Origin of the sequence: Methylomonas sp. 11b, assembly GCF_000515215.1 — a bacterium.
Lineage (GTDB): Bacteria > Pseudomonadota > Gammaproteobacteria > Methylococcales > Methylomonadaceae > Methylomonas.
The window spans coordinates 4,431,706-4,451,353 of the sequence record NZ_KI911557.1; the positions used below are offsets into that span (position 1 = coordinate 4,431,706).

Here is a 19,648-nt window from a genome sequence, read left to right on the forward strand (position 1 = left end):
TTAATGTCTGAAATGCCGCATGCCAGTCAATACCATCGCAATATTGTGCTCGTCAGCCGCTGCGATCACTTCTGCGTCGCGCATCGAGCCGCCTGGATGGATTACCGCAGTTATGCCTGCCGCCGCTGCCGCGTCGATGCCGTCGCGGAATGGGAAGAAGGCGTCGGAGGCCATTACCGAGCCCGGCACGGTTAAGCCTTCATCGGCGGCCTTGATACCGGCGATTTTTGCCGAATAGACCCGACTCATTTGGCCGGCGCCAATGCCGACGGTCTGGCCGTTTTTACCGTAAACGATGGCATTGGATTTGACGAATTTAGCGACTTTCCAGACGAATAGTAGATCTGCCAATTCTTGTTCAGTCGGTGCGCGTTTGCTGACTATTTTCAAATCGGCAGCTCTAATCTTGCCGATGTCCTTCTCTTGAACTAACAAACCGCCCGCGACGCGTTTAAACTCTAGGGCTGATTCATCGGTATTCGGCCAATAGCCAGTCTCCAGGACCCGGACGTTCTGCTTTTTGGCCAACGCCGCTTGCGCACCCGCTGATATGGCCGGCGCGATGATGACTTCGACGAACTGGCGTCCTGCGATTTCCGCCGCGGTATTTTCGTCCAATTCGCGGTTGAAAGCGATGATGCCGCCAAAAGCAGAGGTCGGGTCGGTCGCGTACGCCAGATTGTAGGCGTCAAAAATGTCGCCGCTTACCGCGACACCGCAGGGATTGGCGTGCTTGACGATCACGCAGGCCGGTTGGTCGTTAAATGCTTTGACGCATTCCAATGCCGCATCGGCATCGGCAATATTATTGTAAGACAGTTCTTTGCCTTGCAATTGCTTGGCGCTTGCGATGCTGCCAGCCGGTGGATTTTTTTCGCCATAAAAAGCTGCATTTTGATGCGGATTTTCGCCGTAACGCATGTTCTGTAGGCGATGGAATTGCAGATTTAGAGTTTCCGGGAAATCACCGCCATCGAGGACTTTACTGAGGTAAGCGGCAATCATCGTATCGTAACGCGCGGTATGCTCGAAGCTCTTTAGCGCCAATTTAAAACGGGTATCGTGGCTTAGGGCGCTTGCATTAGCTTGTAACTCGGCCAAAATTTTCGGGTAATCGATAGGGTCGACAACGATAGCCACGTCGTTATGGTTCTTGGCTGCGCCGCGGATCATGCTTGGGCCGCCGATGTCGATATTTTCTATCGCGGTTTCCAGGTCGCAATCGGGTTTTGCGACGGTTTGTTCGAACGGATACAAGTTCACCACCACCATATCGATGGCTTTGATGCCGTTCTCGGCCATCACTCCGTCATCAATGCCGCGCCGACCTAGAATGCCGCCGTGAACTTTGGGATGCAGAGTTTTAACGCGGCCGTCCATCATTTCCGGGAAACCGGTGTAGTCGGATACTTCGGTAACGGCAATATTGTTTTCGGCTAGCAATTTAGCCGTGCCGCCGGTGGATAGTAGCTCGATGCCCAGGTGGTTTAGTTCTCGGCAAAACTCCAGAATACCGGTTTTGTCGGAGACGCTGACCAGAGCGCGGGTCACTTTTTTACTTATGCCCAAAGGGGGATTCATGCAAACCTCAAAAAAGGGTAAAGAGAAGGGGGTGGAAATTAACCTATGCCGTAATGTTCAAGCTTTTTGCGTAAGGTGCTGCGGCTGAGGCCGAGGATAATCGCGGCTTTGCTTTGATTGTAATCGCAGTGTTTCAGTGTGGTTTCCAATAAAGGTCTTTCCACTTCTGCTAACACCAAATGATATAAGCCGCTGGAATCGTGCCCGTTTAGGTGGGCGAAATAGTCTTCGACGCAATGACGGACATGGTCAGACAGCGTTTGCTCGCTGCCGGTGACTTTATGTGTAAGGTGTTTTCCCATCTAGGCGGCTCGTGGTGTCAGCAAATTGAAAGAGGCATTGACGAGCGCGAGTTGCCGCGCAGCGTGTTGGGCTTGGTTAATCGCAGTCTTTTGGTCGGCAGGCAGAGTGCCGAGATGATCGAAATACCAGCCGATGTGCTTGCGGGCGATTCTAACACCACTGTCGTTGCCATAAAAACTGTATAAATTTTCCAGATGTCGGTTAATGACGGCTTTGATGTCGGTCAAGCAAAGTGGTGAATATGTGGTGTTGCTGAGATGGGCGACTAGGTCGCTAAATATCCAGGGATTGCCTTGTGCAGCTCGCCCTATCATCACCGCATCGGCACCCGTGTATGCCAAGACCTGCCTGGCTTTGGCGGCGCTATCGATATCGCCGTTGGCGACAATCGGAATGCTGACGCTTTTTTTGATCTGTTTGATTGTGTCGTACTCGGCATTTCCGGTAAATTTGCAGGCTCGGCTGCGTCCGTGGATGGTGAGCGCTTGAATGCCGCAGCTCTCAGCAATCTTGGCGATGCTTGGCGCGTTTCTATTGGCTAAGTCCCAGCCCGTGCGAATCTTGAGGGTTACCGGAATTTCCACTGCATCAATCACCGCATCTAAAATTTTAGCCACTAATGACTCATTTTTCAGCAGCGCTGAACCCGCCGCCACCGAGCAAACTTTTTTTGCCGGGCAGCCCATATTGATGTCGATAATCTGCGCGCCTCGGTCTTGGTTTAATTTGGCCGCTTCAGCCATTTGCCGAGGATCGGTACCCAAAATTTGTACCGAGCGCAGGCTGATGTCGCCGTTGTAATCGAGCTTTTTCAGAGTGCGTGGGTGATGTTGCAAGCTGCGATTAGAAATCACCATTTCCGACACAGTGAGGCCTGCTCCAAATTCGCTACAGATTTGCCGAAACGGCGCGTCTGTAATGCCCGCCATCGGTGCTAATAATACTTGGTTGGGAAGTTCGTAAGGGCCAATTCGCATGAAAAGCCAAGCTAGTCGAAAAAGGCGGCAAATCATACCCGAAAACGCGCGGATTAACGACGGTTAGAGGAAAGTTCTTGAAAATCGTTGATGGCGTTGATTTGGGAGTAAGTCCTGATTATTAAGTTGGCTTTTAAATATTCTCTGACCATCCTTGCCGCGAAATCCGGGAATGAAGCAGAAGCTTAAGCAATCGGAGAGATTTCCGGATTTGTTGAAGAGGATTGCATCGTTTGCCTGCGATGAAGTAGTCTTGGTGGAACAATTATGGAGTTCAATTAAATGGATAAACAAAGCTCAAATACTGTTTGGCATCATGCCACGGTAACGCGTAGTCGCCGAGAGGCATTAAACGGGCATAAATCCGCTATTTTGTGGTTTACCGGCTTGTCCGGGGCCGGCAAGTCAACCTTGGCTCATGCCGTCGAAGAGCGTTTGCATCAATTAAAGTGTCGAACGTTTGTGTTGGATGGCGATAACGTTCGCCAAGGGTTATGTGGCGATCTGGGATTTAGTCATCAAGACCGGCAGGAGAATATCCGTAGAATTGCCGAAGTCGCCAAACTGATGCTGGAAGCCGGTACGATAACGTTAACTGCCTTTATTTCGCCCTTCCGGGCCGAACGGCAGTATGCGCGAAATTTGGTACCGCACGGCGATTTTATCGAAATTTACTGCAACTGCGATTTGTCTGTGTGCGAACAGCGGGATGTAAAAGGCCTATACAAAAAAGCGCGGCAAGGCGATATCAAGCTATTCACCGGTATATCTTCGCCGTATGAAGTGCCGGAAAAACCCGATTTGATAATAGATACCGGGATTTATGAGTTGGAAATGTGTGTCGATCAAGTGATGAACATGCTCGAACTGCGTGGTGTTATCGCTCCTACTCAAAGAGAAATGTAAAGTGAATATCGACGTATTTAATGGCGATGCGGATGGTATTTGTGCGTTGTTACAGTTGCGCCTGGCTTGTCCCTTGGAGTCGACACTTGTTACGGGGGTCAAGCGCGACATCGATTTGCTAAGTCGAGTTTGCGCTGAAGTAGGCGATCAGATAGTTGTGCTCGACATCTCTCTCGATAAGAATCGCTTGCCTCTGTGCGAGCTCCTTAACAATGGTGTCAGTATTTTTTACATGGATCACCATTATGCAGGTGAAATTCCTGTTCACCAGGGTCTAACCTCTTTAATAAACACGGATGCGAATGTTTGCACAAGTTTATTGATGAACATACATTTAAAGCAACGCTTTACCGAGTGGGCTGTGACAGGGGCTTTTGGTGATAATTTGGATGCTTCGGCAAGCGAAGCCGCTAAGTTACTTAATTTAACGGCCCAAGAATTGCTTCAACTAAAGCAACTGGGAATCGCTATCAATTACAACGCTTACGGTACGTGTATCGATGATCTATATTTTGCTCCGGATATGCTCTATAGGCAGCTGGAAGGTTATATATCGCCGTTTGACTTTATCAGAGATAAGGCGGAAGTTTGTCAGCAATTATTTAATGGTTATAACGAGGATATGCGTCTAGCTGCACAAGTCGACGCTGAATATAAGACAGACAGCATCTCGGTATATATTTTGCCCGATGAAAAATGGGCAAGGCGGGTATCTGGTGTGTGGGGGAATCAACTGGCTAATCAGTACCCGGATAGGGCTCACGCAATCGTTAGCAACAATCAACGGGGAGGTTATCAAATTAGTGTGAGAGCCCCATTGAATAATAAAGTTGGCGCAGATGTGTTATGTGCCTTATTTTCCGGTGGCGGCCGTAAGGCAGCGGCAGGTATTAATCATATTCCATACCAGCAGTTGAGCAATTTTGTAGCCGCTTTTCAAAGCCAATATCAATGAGCCAAGTTTTTTGTGAAAAATAGCTTATTAATTTCTTGTGTTGTTTATACGATTTTTGTCGTTTATGGCAGTTTGGTGCCATGGCAATTTAATAGTATTTCGTTAAGCGATGCTTGGTTTCGTTTTCAGAATATTGAGTATTTGACACTGGGTATTGCCTCAAGAGCAGATTGGGTTGCCAATATTCTGCTATTTATACCGCTTGCCTTTCTTTGGCTGGGTATGCTTTCCCTAAAACAACAAATTTTTGGCAGGTGCGTGTCGTCAGTTTTTGTATTGATAGGCAGTTTTTTGCTTTGTTCTGCTATCGAGTTTACTCAGTTATTTTTTCCTCCTAGGACAGTGTCCTTAAACGACATAATAGCCGAAACTTTGGGAGCCATTATTGGTGTTTTTGCTTGGTGGATTCTTGGTGAAAGATTTGTCAATTGGTTGGAAAATTGGCAAATAAATAAAACCAATTCAGTTTCCTATTTGCAAATCTACTTGGGGTGTATGTTTTTTTACAGTGTCATGCCGCTGGATTTAACCCTAAGTCCTGTTGAGTTTTATCATAAATGGCATGAAGGGCGCGTTATTTTACTGCCGTTTTATGGGTTAAAAGGAGACGCTTTTCGAGATATATATGATTGCTTGTCTGATGTCATATTATGGCTGCCAATTCCTTGGCTATGGTATAAGTTGAAGCCTTTGGGTAAAGGCGATCTATTAAAAAGAGTTTTTTTATCGGCAGCTATAATTGAGTTTTTTCAACTGTTTGTATACAGCAGGGTTACCGATGTTACGGACATTTTCCTTGCGTTGGTGGGGGGTTTTATTGGCGTGCAATTGATAGTTTTAGATTCAAATAGACTTGCTTTGGTTGGAAGCAGTAGTGGTTTGAAAACTTATCATAGATTCGCTGTTTTATATGCGTGTTTAGCGTATTTTTTATGGGTATTGGTTGTCGGCTTTGTATTTTTGTACCCTTACGATTTTGAATGGAGTTATATAAGGCTTTCAACTTGGAGTGATAAGTTTCTTAGAGTACCTTTTTATGCTTATTATTATGGTACGGAATTCAGAGCTATTACAGAGGTTTTTCATAAAATTTTATTTTTTATGCCTTTTGGATTGATAGGGGGGTATGCTTTTCTGTCTGTTATTGGCCGTCATCAAGTAAGTATCATTTTCTTAGCAGTAATAGTTTTGACGGCTCTGGGCATTGAATTTGTGCAATTGTTTTTGCCAAATAAAAATGTTGATATCACAGATGTTATTTTAGAGTCTTTTGGAGGGTATCTCGGTTATTCGGTGGTCAAACTGCTGCAACTTAATAGACCTTCTTTAGCGGAGCCCAAAAACAAGCTGGAAAATGATGTTTTTTTTACGATTTCAAGGCCGCAGACTAATTTTACTGAAGGCTCTGCCCCCGTGAGTCGTCCAATAAATAAAACAAGCGACACTCGTGGGAGTCTCCTATTTTTGCTGGCAGTGGGATCTGTGTTTGTGACTCTGGGTACGTTGATATTTGTCAGTGGCTCTGAGGCTATGCCTTACAATGTGAGGGAGTTATTTGCGAAAGAATACCCAATCATCAGTGCTTTAGGTATAACCATATTGATTTATTGGTGCTTTGCATATCCGCTATTCTCTTTGGTGAATATATTGAAAAATGATAGGGGAGAGGTTTTTTTTTATGCTCGTTTTTTAGCAGTACATACGCTGATAGCATGGATGTTGGTAAGGGCTATTGTTCCCCTAGAAAGTATACATGATGTGTTGGGATCTCCAATTTTGAGTGTCCCCGCAGAGCTAGAGCTAGCGTTTCGGTTTTTAGGTTTGTTTGGTGTTTATTCCTTAATCGCATTGATAGCCACTCATGCGGCGCTTTTTTGGGTGGTTTCAACCCGACAGTTGGTGCGGCTTTTTATTTTGGGTTTGTTTTGGATAGTTTTGTTACTGCCATTTGGGTATTGGGTCGTGGTTATTGAAGCTGCGACGGACAACCTAACAGAGTTAATGATCAATAGTGGCTATTCTTTCTCGGTCATCTGTATTGGTATTTATTTTTTTCTGGTCGGCTGGCTAGGTTCGTCCATTTTGTTTTTATCAGTTTTTAATAAAAATCGGCGCATTATTGTTATCGGATTATTATTTATAATTTCTTTTTGGTTAGGCTATCAGTTGTTAAGTTGGGGGACTGAACAGTTTATTCTAAAATATGATACTGTTTTTTCGGCTATGCAATTTTTGTTAAGTACTGATAGAAGTCATTTAATTTCTGGCGATATATTAAAGGCGCGTTTTTTTGTGGCGCACTTTGGGCTGATTTCATTGGTTTTTATGGCTCAGGCTCCGCTGTGTATGATTTTTCGTAACGTAGTTGCGTCAAGATATTCATCGCAATTAAATAGTCAAACAGGCGTGTAATGAAGTACTTAGTCGTTCTTTTGTTTGCCAAGTGGCAATTTTAATTTTTTATTCTGTTTTTTAAATTGATATGTATTTTTGCGATTGGGTAGTCTTGCATGATATTTAGAGGTTTTCCATTCGCACTTATGCTGATGGCATTGTTGAGCATATTCTTTACTAATGTGGTAGCGATGGGTGTTCAGGCTGATCTTGTCGTAGATAATGTTAAAGAAAAAGATGACAAAGAGAAGATTCAATCAGCTCCAGATGGTGTTAAAGATATTCTAAGTTCGGTTGGTATTAAAAAAGATATTGCTAAAATCCATGATCATGAAATAGGCGTCGAAAACATCAGAGGCAAGGTTTCTCCGGGCGAACCCGCTGTTGATGATTATTCGATTTCACGACCTATATTTCGTCAGCAGGAAAAAATTAATAAAACTACGCAGGATTCCTTTTTTATTCGAGATTTTTTTGATACCAATTTTGTTGGGGGTATAGAAAACTACAATTACTCCGATGATGTATTTTCGTCTAAAAAATTCCTGGATGAAGTACGAGATGGTCTTGGGGAAGGAATATATAGCAAATTAGTTTGGACGTATTACGATCTTAAAGATATTGATGACAGAATATATGCTAGCATGGTCGGGTATGATTTAAGTAGCAGCAGTTTGTTGGGAAAGTTACAACAATTTATCGGGGTGGATGAGAATCTGAATGCTATGATGGTTTTCAAGAGCAGTCTTGGGATAACTGGGAAACCTGACGGCGTTGGGGGTAGTAAAAATCAAGATTCCAATACTAATTCCAAGGTTATACTTGACTTTTCTCAACGTAATTTCGCAAGAAAAGAAGATGTCGACACTGGGCGACTTCAATATATTTTAGAATACTTGACGATAAAGAATTTTATATACAGCTTATTGGCATTAATGGGATTTGGTTCGGTTTGGCGGATGTTCAGGTTTTTTGTTAAGCAAGATTTAAGATAACTGCGCCTCCAAAAACATTAAGAAATCTTGTACATCTTTTGATGGAAAAAGTCGGGATAGGTTCTTGCTATTGAACTTGCCCCTATCGGTCTGTCAGCGGCTGAAATGGTCAATAAAAACCGGACACCGGTTTAGGCAGCGTGTTTCGAAAACTCCCGCTCGAATTCGATCAGAGTGATCTTGTCCCCATCTATCGGACACTCGGCTAAGAGAGTAATCTCTAACCCCGAGGAAAATCATGAAAGCTGAAAACAAATCAAAGATCCCCGTTGTACGCAACAAATATACCGCGCAGTTTAAAGAACAGGCCCTGGAGCGTGCCGACAAGGATGGCATACCAAAGAAGGCCAAAGATTTAGGGCTCGCCGAATCGATGCTGTACAACTGGCGAGCCAAAAGTCGCCAAACGGGACAGCCCTTCGAAGATCAACGCTACAGCAAGCCGAAGTGGCGCGGCTTAAACGAGAAAACGCCCGACTGGAAGAGGAAGTCGCCTTTTTAAAAAAGGCGGCAGCGTATTTATGCCCTGTGGGTAGTTTGCCAAACAGCCCAAGTGAAGTACGCCATGATCAAAGCCAATGAAGATCAATTTCCTGTGGGTCTCATGGGTCTCATGTGTCGCCTGTTAGCGGTCTCACGGAGTGGCTACTACGACTCTGGAAACACAAGCCGCTTTCCGCAGAGGCGAAGCCAATAAATGGCTAGCCAATGATATTAAACGTATTTTTGAGGATGAGAAAGGCCGTCTTGGTTAGCCCAGAATTACACAACGGCTAAAAGACGAAGGCAAATCAGCGGGCCGACACCGCGTAGCCAGAATCATGCGAAGCTATGACTGTAGAGCGAAAGCGGCTAAGAAATACAAGGCGATAACGAACAGAAACCACTCGATACTGGTCGCACGGTAATCCCTCCATTTTGAGCAGAGTCTAAAAGTAGAGGTTAAGCGGCGAGTGCCAACTTTTGTTTTGGCGTGATGCCGCCAATAGCCATGTTGGGCCGTTCATGATTGTAGGTCCATAATCAGCGTTGGGCAAAATCCTGAACCTGGGTGATTGAGTCAAACAGATACTTAGCCAGCCATTCGTAACGCACCGTTCGATTATAGCGCTCAACGTAGGCATTCTGTTGCGGGTTGCCCGGTTGGATATAGTTGATCTGGATTCCCTGTTGCTCGGCCCAGGTTTTTAGCGTCTCGCTGATGTATTCCGGCCCATTGTCGCAGCGAATGGCGTCAGGTTTTCCGCGCCATTTATGCCCTATGGGTGCTTGATGATGCGATCAAAGGTGCGGGTGACCCGCAGCGTTGGTAACGAAAAATCCGCTTCTATCCCTAAGCCTTCCCGATTAAAGTCATCAATGACATTGAGCAAGCGGAACGCGCGCCCATCAGCCAGTTGATCGTGCATGAAATCTATCGACCAAACGGCGTTGATGCGGTCCGGAACAACCAAGGGTTGCGGGGTTTCCCTCACTAAACGCTTTTTAGGCTTGATCCGCAGGTTGAGTTCGAGTGCTCGATAAATCCGATAGACCCGCTTGTGATTCCAACGAAAGCCTTTCACATTGCGCAAATACAAGTAGCACAATCCAAAGCCCCGCGTGCGATGGGTGTCCGTCAGACGCCTCAGCCAGTCGGCAATCTCGGCGTTTTCCGTCGAGAGCTTAGACTGATAGCGATAACCGCTCTGGCTGATGCCTAAAGCCGAACACACCAACCGAAGACTGGCCCGCTTAGCTTGCAACAGGGTTTGCGCCATCTCGCGTCGGCAAGATGGCGTTAGGCCTTTTTTTCCAAGGCTTCCTTGATAATTTCGGCCTTTAGCCGTTCTTCGGCATACATTTTCTTCAGTCGCCGGTTTTCGTCTTCGAGTTCTTTCAGGCGTGCCATCAAGGACGCATTTATGCCGCCATATTTGGAACGCCATTTGTAAAACGTGGCAGAGCTAACACCGTGTTCCCGGCAAATCTCAGGCACTGGCGTGCCGGCGTCCGCTTGCTTCAAAATCGCCAGAATCTGGCTGTCACTAAATCGTGAGGTCTTCATGTAAAACTTCCTTCGTCTGTTACGAGAAAATTCTACTTTTAAACGCTGCTTTTTTCAGGGGGGGATTACCGCACCGAATCTGTTGGAACAAAATTTCACGGCATACGGCCCTGATCAAAAATGGGTGTCGGATATCACCTATATTTGGACGGAAGAAGGTTGGTTGTATTTAGCGGTGGTGCTTGAGCTTTATTCACGTCGAGTAATCGGTTTGGCCATCGGCGAGCGAATGACGGCAACGCTGGTTTGTGATGCCTTGATCATGGCGTTATCGCGTCAACAAATTCCAAAAGGTGTGGTTGTCCATTCGGAGCGGGGAGTCGGCATTGCTCTGCCGCTTATCAGAAGCTTTTCACCAAACACCAATTGATTTGTAGCAGGAGCAAGACAGGCGATTGCTATGATAATGCCGCCATGGAAAGTTGGAACCACAGCTTTAAAGTCGAAGCGATTCATGGTGAACGGTTTTTAACCCGATCAGCAGCCAAGTACCAAGCGTTCGAATATATCGAAGTGTATTACAATCGAAAATGGCTTCATTCCAAATTGGGCTATGTCAGCCCGGAAGTATTTATAGCTAAAAAAATCCCTTAGTTCAGTGTCCTTCAAATCCGGGCAAGATCACTTTGCGATATACCCAGATGATCGACCGCTTGTTGCTGGCTGTAGTCTTTTTCCAGAACCAGTCTGGTGGCATTTTGTTTGAATTCCAGGCTGTATTTGGGTCTATTGTATTTTTTGTCGTTACTCATGGTCACTTCCGCTAGCATTATAAATTCTGCCTTTAGAAGTGTCCGGGATTCTTAGACCATTTCAATATAGCGTGGTATGTATGAGAGTGGCTAGGACATGTACATGTAGCAAGCCAATAAAAAGCCACCTAAGTTTTTAAGGACTTAAGTGGCTCTTTAAGCTTTAACAAAAAGCGGGATTAATTGCGTTATAGCAAATGTATCTCGCCAGATTTATTAGCGGTAGTTTTTACGCAAGCCCATGCCTAACAAACCGACAGACAGCAAAAGCAATGAGCCTGGCTCAGGAACTGAAGCTGTTTTGCCTCTTAGTTCGCCAGTTCCTGTCAGAAGACCAGGAACACCAGCTGGTTGAAAGCTATCAGAGAAGGTGAAGTCCGCGTTGGTTGCGCCGACAGAGATTCCATTAATAACGTCAATGGTGTTTGTATCAAAGAACGGTGCAGCTACGCCCCCTGTTACATCCCATGCGCCATAGCCGCCACCGGTGTCACCAGTAGCGCTAATAGAGGCTCCATTTAACTCAGCTAAAATTGAACCCAAGCCGTTAACTGCACCAAATGCGGCATAATCGTGCCCGGTCAGTGTTAGCCAGAGGTTGCCGTCGTTTGCTGTGGCGCTATTTGATGCATCGAAATCAGCGGTTGGGTCAACATAAAACGACAAGGTTGCCAAATTGAATATAGCTTCGCCTTTGGTGTCGCCGTCAAAATCACCAGCATTTGCCAATGTATATGTTCCAAAATAGCTCAACTCTGAGCCCGCGCTAACGAAGTTTGTAATGCCGTTAATATTAGACACTGTACCGTAAACGGTCACAATATCACCTACGGTATTCACGTCGTTTTCCCAGATTGTGCCGTTGAAGGTTAAGTCGAAGCCGCTAGCTTCATTCCACGTTACACCGCCGACGCTGGCAGCAAAAGATAAGCTAGGGGCGATAAGTGCGCCCACCAATGTGAGCTTTGCAATTGAGTGTTTCATAAAATTTCCTGTTTTAATGGGTTGTAAGAGTGTTGGTTTACGTTTTACTTGAAGCAGAAAGCGTGCCATATAAAAAATACCTATAAAACAATAAGTTATTTTTTTAAGAATTTCAGATGTAAAAATTCCCGACAGGCTTGCTCTTGTTTCCTAATGCAGGGTGATTTTGGCCGTTGGCGTTACGAGAGTTTATTTTTTACCCGTTTTAGTTTGTAAATAATGGGTTATAGCAAGCGCCAAACAGTTTTTAACCGGCGGCAAGTCTGGACCACCATTTACTTGAAACAGATGGATTGTTTTATCGTTGCCAAAAATCTGCCTATCAGCCAAATAATCAAGAAAAATCGGAACGGTTTTTAGTTGGCGCAAAGTAGCTTGACTAACAATTGGCATCATCGCTCGCAGAAGTACTGTAAAAAATACTGACGATACGGCAATAACAGCCGGCAAAGGCATATCAACTTCACGCATCTTGTCGCGCACCAAATTTTGCAAATTGATCAATTGCATGGATAGGTGCGGACCCGAACAAAGATGAAGGATATTGTTCGTTGCAACCGTCCTCTGATCGGCGCTCCATTGGATCGCGCGTGCGACATAATCTACCGGCACTGTATCAAGCGTGGCGTCTTTTAAATTAGGTAGAAGGCCATGAGTTTTGGATCCTGAAATGAATTCGCACAAGTAATAAAAAATTTGAAAGTGGATAATCTTTCCGGTTTTTGAGTCGCCCACAACCATGCTGGGCCGGTGAACGGTTACCGGCAAATTGTAAAGTTCAATTTTTTGGCGAAGATAATCTTCGGCCTCGGCTTTGGATTGCTCATAGGTGTTGTGAAAGCTCCTCGGTTGGGTGATCCAAGTTTCCGGGACGACCCCCGACATTTTGCCGGCAACGCCAACGGTACTGACATATTCAACTTTTTGTAAATTTCCCGACGCTTGACAGGCTAGGGCAAGTTCTACAACGCTTTTTGCGGAGCCCAGCGCATGGTGTCTGGCCACTTCCAAGGGCAAATTCATTCTTACAACGCCCGCACAATGAATAATGTGGGTACATTGGCTAGATACTTCGGTGTAAACACTTTCAGATACTCCAAATTTTTCAAGATCGGCATCGCCTTGTAAAGCGATGACACGGTGTCTGGCGCTTGTTTCTTGTTCCTTATCCAGATTCCAAAAAAGGAATAGTTCTTCGAGACGATTTTTTAAATGCTCAGAGGATTCAGCGCGGATCAGCAGCCACACGAAGTTATCAGCTTCCTCCAAAAGTAAGGGCACCAAGGCACTGCCGACTGCACCCGTGGCACCAGTAACAAAAATTCTTTTTGCCATATGAGGGCACTCCTTGATGGATTGAATATTGCCGACGTCTAAAAATCCAGAATCACCGCTTTCGCAGTAGTGGTGAATTTTTAGCTGATCTGTATTGTAATTGAAACTAAAGTTTCAATAGCACGATATCGGGACTAGCTGAAATTGGTTGGGAATGGAGGGTCGATTTTGGGTCTTCCAACAAGTTATAAAGTTCGTTTATCCAATTTTCGTATTTGTGTCGGATATTTTTACGCCGAAGCTTCAGGTTTGTCGTTAGCTCTTGCTCAGCAACCGACAAGGTCTTAAACGAAAAAATGATGCCGACCGGGCGTTTATATTCAGGTAGACCGGCAATGGCCGCCGTTAGATTGATAGCGACTTTTTGCGCATAAGTGGTTATAGATTGGTCTTTAATGATATTTGAATCGCCAACGGTTATCAAAGCAACCAAGAACTTTCTGTTTTCGCCAAAAACAACAGCATGCTCTACAGTCATGTTGTTTTGGAGTACCGACTCGATCGCAACGGGTGCTATTTTTCTACCGGTTGACGTTTTAAAAACTTCGGATTTGCGTCCAGTCAAGCTTATAAAGCCTTGTGTGTCGATTTTTGCGTAGTCACCTGTCGGAAGGAATTTCGATTCATTGGCACTCTTTTCCGGGTGTTGGTCGTCAAGGTAGCCATCAAAAACGCCTATGCCTTTAACCAGTAGTTCTTCATCTTCCGCCAAGATTATGGTATTGCCGGGTAAGGCCTTGCCTACCGTGCCAAAACGGTATTCCGAAGGTCTATTTGCGGCAATAGGCACCACATTTTCGCTCAGGCCATAAGCCTCTAGAATCAACAGACCCAAGGCTTGGTAGCGATGTAACAACCATAGTGGCATGGCTGCCGATCCGCTCACCATATACCTTATGTTTTTGCCAAAAAGGGCGGTAAATGATTTAAAAATTTGGCGATTGGCGGTTCGGAAGAGCAAGCCGATAGCAGTTTGGCTTTCACCCTTTTTAAGGGAATATCGTAGGCATTGAGAAATAAGCTGCGGTTGTTGATTTAGCTTAGTTTCAAATCCCTGATAAAGTTTTTCATAAAAACGCGGAACGGCAATAAATATGTGCGGATTTATTGTTGGCAGGTATTCGATGATTTTTTGCGGCTGTTCCACAAAGTAGACTTCGGCTCCGCCTGCTAAAGCACATAAATTTACAATACGTTGAAAAAGGTTGGAAAGCGGCAGCCAACAAGCTAAATGACACGGCTGATGGTTTAACTCAGGGTAAGTTTGCAATATTGCGTCGATAGCGGCAATGATTTGATCATGTCGATAGGCTATGCCTTTTGGGGTTCCCGTAGTGCCTGAAGTGAAAAGGATGGTGGCGATATCCGAAGGCTGAAGTATATCGGGTTGCGGAGTGTCGTTGAGTTTGCCGGTTGCGGTCAGGGAGAGATCTATAAATTTGAGATTATCTGGTTGCCCCTCCAATGGAGCGGAATTAAGCACAATAATGGTTTCGAATTGACTAAGATCCTGAAACTTATCCAGATATTTTACGTGGTCTATTGCAAGTGTTTTAGTGTTTGCAATTTTTACGATGGCGTTTAACTGTTCGGGATTCTCGTTCGGATCGATACCGACCACAATCCCACCCACTGCTAAAAAGGCATGATGGACTAGTTCCCAATCGTGCGAGGTGGTAGCCATAATCGCTGCCACTTGATTTTTTTTAACGCCAAGGTCTTTGAGTTTCCAGGATAAATCCATCGCCTTCCGATAAAACTCTAAGTTACTTATCGGGCGCCAAGTACCATCTGTATTGAGAATCCAATGCGCTGTATCGTCCGGATGTTCGTTCGCTCTGAGTTTTAATAAATCGGGAAGTGTCTTATATCGACTCATACGGTCTCCTTTTAAGTCATACAGGCGGGTCGTAAGCACCTTTAGGCTCGGTAATAGCTAGTTCGCGTTCCGACATTCCCAACCAATTTAGACTAGTTCTGACATCCTTGCCCAAGAAGACTTTGTTTTTGATCATGAAGTCGACCAACGGGATTAAAATTTTCCACTCTTTCAGATTGGCTTTGCCTTCACGAATTAACGAGGCGAATTCCGGCAGATAAGGATTGTAGCCAAAGTGTTTTAAGTCGGAGTACATTAGCAACCAGTTAATCGGGTAGTTGCTAAAGATCGGACTGGCGTGCTTGCTTGACTTGACCAAGCCCAATTCGACCACTTTTTGCATCACTTCTTCCTGATTATATTCCCAAGCATGATAAGGGGCTAAATAGCGTGGAAACAGAGTACCTTTGGGGAAGTTGTTGGGATTGAAGAAGCGGGACAATTCATATTCATCGAATTCGCCGCAGGTTTTCAATGCCGGCGGCGTCCAGTCAACTTCGCAAATCAGCTTTCTGGAGAATTCGTAGAGCATTCTTTCCGGTTCGGGTTGCCCGGGCGAGTATCCGGCAAGAATTAGCGGTATGTTTTTTTGCATGGCGAGTTTGATTGCATCGCCTTCGAATAGCGGGGCATAGACATACGATACTGTGTAGACGGCGCCTCTCGGTTCTTGGTGTTTTAAGAGATAGCGAAAAGCCTTTTGGTAGAAGTTATCGGATGGGCGATATACCAGATGGTCAATGTCGAGTTTACCGAGTGTGCGCCGGATATTATCCCAGGCGATTGGAGGAATATTAATATCGGTGGTGAATGCCAGGATTTTTAGACCGTGTTCGACCTTTAATTTGTAAAGCAAATAAAGACTATCCTTACCGCCGCTGACTGGCACTAGGCAGTCATATTCCGCTTGACCTTTACAGTCTCGTAGCGCATTTTCCAGGTCGAGCTCTCGCTCCTTGCGGCTCTCTTCCTCTTGTCTTTGGTCTTGAGGATTAAAATCCCGGCAAAGATTACAAACGCGATTCGCGTCCAGGGTTATTTCGGGTACTGCATCGGAAATCAAGCATTGCTTACAGCTGGCCATGTTCACCTCGCCGGAAATTGGTAAATTTTTAAGGTTAAGAGGTTTTTGCAGGCCTCGAATGAATTTAGTTTTTGCGAGTAATTAAACTAGTAAAGCCAGTTAAAAATTGTAGTTTTAGATTGTGAAGCTGATTGCTAGTTTCTCTTACTACAGAGCCAAGAAATTATCTTGCTCCCTTACCCCACAAAATGACTTCCACCGTGCTCAGCATTATCGTCAAGTCCAGAAACAGGCTGTAGTTTTTGACGTAATACAAATCAAATTGCAGTTTTTGTCGTGTGTCGTATTCGCTGGCGCCATAGGGATAACACAATTGCGCCCAGCCGGTAATGCCAGGCTTCACCCGGTGCCGTTCTTTGTAGTAAGGGATATTTTCTTCAAAGCCTTTAACGAATTCCGGTCTCTCCGGGCGCGGGCCGACAAAACTCATATCGCCTTTTAATACGTTTAGCAGTTGCGGTAACTCGTCTATCCGATATTTACGGATCACTTTGCCGACGCGAGTCACGCGATCATCGGTTTGGCTCGCCCATTGCGCGCCATTCTTTTCAGCGTCGATACGCATACTGCGAAACTTAATGACATCGAACGGTATGTCTCGGTAGCCGACACGTTTTTGTCGATAGAAAACCGGTGCTCCAAAGCCGCTTTCGATATAGATTGCCAGCATAGTGAGTATCATTAGCCACCAGCTTACGGAGAGTAGCAACAGGCTGGCTAGAATATCGAAGCTGCGCTTGACGATAGGACGAAGTCCGCCGCTCACAAAACCATCGGAAAACATCAGCCAGCTAGGGCTCAGCGCCTCTAGAAAAACCAATCGTTGCTCTCTTTCGTAGAAGGTTTGCAAGTCCATGATTTGCACGCCGGACATTTTTATATCCAACAGTTCTTCAACGGGCAGCTTTTTTCTACGATCATCCACAGCGATAACTATTTCATCAACGTTAGCGGCTTCGACAATATCGGTTAGCCTGATTTTTTCATTGAGCGCAATCGCATGGGGCACGCTTATTGGTTCGTCCTCCAGCGTGATGTAACCGACTATTTCAAATCCTCTATAAATATAGCTGGAATTAACGACGCTGAGTTCGCCCGCTCTTTGGCCGCAACCCACCACTAACACCCTGCGTTTTAAATTATCCAGATTGACGAAGCGATAAAATAAATAACGTGTTAACAGCAAGCCCACAAAAGAAAAAATAATTGCGGAAATCAAGACGCTACGCGCCAGCATCAAATCCGGAATGATGTAATAGATGAAAGCCAGTATGAATACCGCAACGGCGAAGCTGAAACTGATACGCTGTAGGATATTGTATTCTTCTTTATCCAGTGTTTTCCGATATAAGCCTAGGCCGGAGCAGCTAGCGATGAATACGATGGAATAAACCGTTGCTGAGGCGGCAAGCTCGGGTTGGGAGTACCAGGACGCTGTGTATAAAAATCTTAGGCCCGCGCCGCAATACATGGCTAAATAAAACACTAACGATTCCGCCATGAGCAACCACAGATAGGCAGTGGAAATGTAATGTCGAAAAATTCTTATCATATACGGCTACCGTGTAACTCCTGAATAATAACTATTTGACGGCATTCTGGTTTAGAAGCGTCTTGATATGTTCAGCGGGAATAGCATAGGTGATGCCGCTGGGATTGGATATGGCATTTTCTTTGCTCCCCTGTACAAAGACTTTGTTAATGATACCAATAACTTTTCCGGAATTGATGTCGTATAAGGGGCTGCCGCTGTTGCCGGGGTAGGCCGTGGCGTCTAATTGGAACACATTGTAAGGCGTCTGTAGCCGCTTCAGCATATTGACGTTTAACTGTCGCGTGGCGATTGCCGGTATGGCATTCGGCGAGATAGCCGCAATAATGCTTCGGTGGGTGACGGGATATAAGCCTAGCACCATACCTATAGGATAACCGGTGAATGCATATTGCTCGCCCTCCCGCACTCTCAGGGAGTCACCGATTTCCAGCGCGTGTAATACTCCGCCGTCTACCTTTAACAGTGCCAGATCGTGATCTTCGTCGGTCACGGTCAGTTCGGCAATTTGCATTTGCTCTTTTTGCTCGTGGCGATAAAAAACCGCATAACGCTCGAGGTGCTCTTCGTCTAGTTTTTTTGCCGTTACGTGAGCGTTGGTAACCACTTTTCTGCCGTCGGCAACGGCGAAGCCGGTGCCCAGGAAAACCGCACGCGGGTTTCGTGTTGGCATATAAGTGCCTATAGCTACTATTCCGGGTTTGACTCGGGTAAGAATGTCGGGGAGGTTAATTTCATCGGCATGGCTGGGTGCGATGGCGGATAGTCCGATATATAGCGCCAAGAGATACAGTGTTTGGTTTTTCATGGCTAGAGGAGTTATGGGGCCTTAATTGGCACAGCTTGGAAAGTTTAGTCTAACTTAGCATGAATGCGGTCGTCGTCGTGAATTAACAGTTGTTTACACTTTGACAGCAGGTACCTGCTTACATAGCGCTTAATTTCCACCTGGAACAACGCGAGCGGGCATTGACCAAGTAAAATCATATACCGAGTGAACTAGTTGGTTTCTATTGAGTCTTACTTTTTGGAGATAGTAAGTCAATTCCCGGTAGTGTCTGGCAGTGACGTATCAGCGGGTTTTAGATTAGAAAACGCAGGTCGCTGGAATCTGTTATATCGCTACCGGTTTTTTTGTGCTTAGATCAGACCGATTCTGTTTGAAAGTCGTTGTTCTTCCAGCACAAAATCTCCGCTCCATCCGGTTTCCAATCCGCCAGCACGTAACGTTTGGCCGGCAAACCGTCAAGCATAAATTCGTGTAGTCTCGGCCGGTGTGTGTGACCATGAATCAATGTATAACAGGCATATTTACGCAGAGATCCCGCCACCGACTCTTGATTGACATCCATAATGTCCAGCGTTTTGCCGCGTTTGTGATAAAAACTGCGGAACCTATACCAACGTGCCGCTATTAGCCGCAGCCATAAGGGTTTTGAGAGCACATTTTGTTGCCATTCCGGGCTGTGCGATTTAATGCGAAAGGTCTGATAGGCCAGGTCGTCGCTACACAGTAAATCGCCGTGGGTCAGCAAAATCCGCTGGCCGTTCAGCTCAATCGGCGCATATTCGTCCAGCAAACGGATGCCGGTTTCCTGGCAAAACTTTTGGCCCAGCAGGAAATCGCGGTTGCCTTGCAGCAGAAAAACTTCGGTGCCGGAGTCGGCAAGTTGTCTGAGCGCTTTTTTGATGGTCGGGATAGGCCGAGTATTGTCGTCGTCGCCGATCCAAGCATCGAATAAATCGCCAAGGATATAAAGCGATTTTGCTGCGACGGCGCGCTGCTGCAAAAAGTGCAAGAAACGCCGGGTGATCTCCGGTTTTTCCAAAGCCAGATGCAGGTCGGATATGAAGAGTACGTCTTGTTTCACGTTTAGTAACAGCGGTTTCTGCCCACTTGCAGG

General features: G+C 45.7%; 17 protein-coding genes and 2 pseudogenes. 7 read left to right on the plus strand and 12 right to left on the minus strand.

Features of this window, described 5'->3' with window-relative positions; all coding sequences use genetic code 11:
• From purH to dusB, 3 genes are read right to left on the minus strand one after another with little or no spacing between them, the layout of a single operon-like run.
• On the minus strand, positions 1–1,581 hold the full coding sequence (gene purH, locus METH11B_RS0121370; protein WP_026603782.1) for a bifunctional phosphoribosylaminoimidazolecarboxamide formyltransferase/IMP cyclohydrolase: 1,581 nt from the start codon (positions 1,579–1,581) through the stop codon (positions 1–3).
• 38 nt (positions 1,582–1,619) lie between these two features.
• The gene (locus tag METH11B_RS0121375; RefSeq protein WP_020485063.1) at positions 1,620–1,883 is read right to left on the minus strand and encodes a helix-turn-helix domain-containing protein; all 264 of its coding nucleotides are present in this window, start codon (positions 1,881–1,883) and stop codon (positions 1,620–1,622) included.
• Positions 1,884–2,861: a tRNA dihydrouridine synthase DusB gene (gene dusB / locus METH11B_RS0121380; RefSeq protein ID WP_026603783.1), complete on the minus strand. Its 978-nt coding sequence runs from the start codon at positions 2,859–2,861 to the stop codon at positions 1,884–1,886.
• Positions 2,862–3,143: 282 nt separating this feature from the next.
• On the opposite strand from dusB, the gene cysC reads away from it, so the two are divergent.
• The 6 genes from cysC to METH11B_RS30205 all read left to right on the plus strand — a co-directional run bounded on the left by cysC (position 3,144) and on the right by METH11B_RS30205 (position 9,019).
• Entirely contained in the window at positions 3,144–3,767 is a 624-nt protein-coding gene (gene cysC, locus METH11B_RS0121385) for an adenylyl-sulfate kinase (RefSeq protein WP_020485065.1), read from the plus strand.
• A gap of 1 nt (position 3,768) precedes the next feature.
• Complete coding sequence (locus tag METH11B_RS0121390; protein WP_020485066.1) at positions 3,769–4,722, plus strand: DHHA1 domain-containing protein; 954 nt, start codon at positions 3,769–3,771, stop codon at positions 4,720–4,722.
• A gap of 12 nt (positions 4,723–4,734) precedes the next feature.
• On the plus strand, positions 4,735–7,134 hold the full coding sequence (locus METH11B_RS0121395; protein WP_081733856.1) for a VanZ family protein: 2,400 nt from the start codon (positions 4,735–4,737) through the stop codon (positions 7,132–7,134).
• A gap of 98 nt (positions 7,135–7,232) precedes the next feature.
• Positions 7,233–8,111: a hypothetical protein gene (locus METH11B_RS0121400; RefSeq protein WP_026603785.1), complete on the plus strand. Its 879-nt coding sequence runs from the start codon at positions 7,233–7,235 to the stop codon at positions 8,109–8,111.
• Positions 8,112–8,349: 238 nt separating this feature from the next.
• Entirely contained in the window at positions 8,350–8,613 is a 264-nt protein-coding gene (locus METH11B_RS0121405) for a transposase (protein ID WP_026603786.1), read from the plus strand.
• 259 nt (positions 8,614–8,872) lie between these two features.
• Positions 8,873–9,019, plus strand: coding sequence for a hypothetical protein (locus METH11B_RS30205; protein ID WP_409521208.1), 147 nt, complete (start codon positions 8,873–8,875; stop codon positions 9,017–9,019).
• 34 nt (positions 9,020–9,053) lie between these two features.
• Here METH11B_RS30205 and METH11B_RS27200 read toward each other — a convergent pair.
• Positions 9,054–10,158 (minus strand): annotated as a pseudogene (locus tag METH11B_RS27200) (IS3 family transposase).
• A gap of 70 nt (positions 10,159–10,228) precedes the next feature.
• Between METH11B_RS27200 and METH11B_RS29855 the strand changes: the two are divergent.
• A pseudogene (locus METH11B_RS29855) lies at positions 10,229–10,752 on the plus strand (IS3 family transposase); the annotation flags it as partial.
• A gap of 11 nt (positions 10,753–10,763) precedes the next feature.
• Here METH11B_RS29855 and METH11B_RS29275 read toward each other — a convergent pair.
• The 8 genes from METH11B_RS29275 to METH11B_RS0121465 form a co-directional block, all read right to left on the minus strand.
• Positions 10,764–10,910 carry a hypothetical protein gene (locus tag METH11B_RS29275; RefSeq protein ID WP_155931175.1) on the minus strand — a complete coding sequence of 49 codons (147 nt, stop codon included), beginning with the start codon at positions 10,908–10,910 and terminating at the stop codon, positions 10,764–10,766.
• 216 nt (positions 10,911–11,126) lie between these two features.
• A complete protein-coding gene (locus METH11B_RS0121435; RefSeq protein WP_081733858.1) occupies positions 11,127–11,963 on the minus strand; it encodes a PEP-CTERM sorting domain-containing protein in 837 nt (278 codons plus the stop codon).
• Positions 11,964–12,083: 120 nt separating this feature from the next.
• Positions 12,084–13,229: an SDR family oxidoreductase gene (locus METH11B_RS0121440; RefSeq protein WP_026603792.1), complete on the minus strand. Its 1,146-nt coding sequence runs from the start codon at positions 13,227–13,229 to the stop codon at positions 12,084–12,086.
• Positions 13,230–13,335: 106 nt separating this feature from the next.
• Positions 13,336–15,108 (minus strand): AMP-dependent synthetase/ligase, encoded by a 1,773-nt coding sequence (locus tag METH11B_RS0121445; protein WP_081733859.1) that lies wholly within the window; start codon positions 15,106–15,108, stop codon positions 13,336–13,338.
• A 16-nt stretch (positions 15,109–15,124) separates the two neighbouring features.
• The gene (locus tag METH11B_RS0121450; RefSeq protein WP_026603794.1) at positions 15,125–16,192 is read right to left on the minus strand and encodes a hypothetical protein; all 1,068 of its coding nucleotides are present in this window, start codon (positions 16,190–16,192) and stop codon (positions 15,125–15,127) included.
• Positions 16,193–16,355: 163 nt separating this feature from the next.
• The gene (locus METH11B_RS0121455) at positions 16,356–17,744 is read right to left on the minus strand and encodes a TIGR03013 family XrtA/PEP-CTERM system glycosyltransferase (RefSeq protein WP_026603795.1); all 1,389 of its coding nucleotides are present in this window, start codon (positions 17,742–17,744) and stop codon (positions 16,356–16,358) included.
• 31 nt (positions 17,745–17,775) lie between these two features.
• A complete protein-coding gene (locus METH11B_RS0121460) occupies positions 17,776–18,552 on the minus strand; it encodes a S1 family peptidase (protein ID WP_026603796.1) in 777 nt (258 codons plus the stop codon).
• Between the two features lie 337 nt (positions 18,553–18,889).
• Positions 18,890–19,615: a UDP-2,3-diacylglucosamine diphosphatase gene (locus tag METH11B_RS0121465; protein WP_026603797.1), complete on the minus strand. Its 726-nt coding sequence runs from the start codon at positions 19,613–19,615 to the stop codon at positions 18,890–18,892.
• Positions 19,616–19,648: the final 33 nt, after the last annotated feature.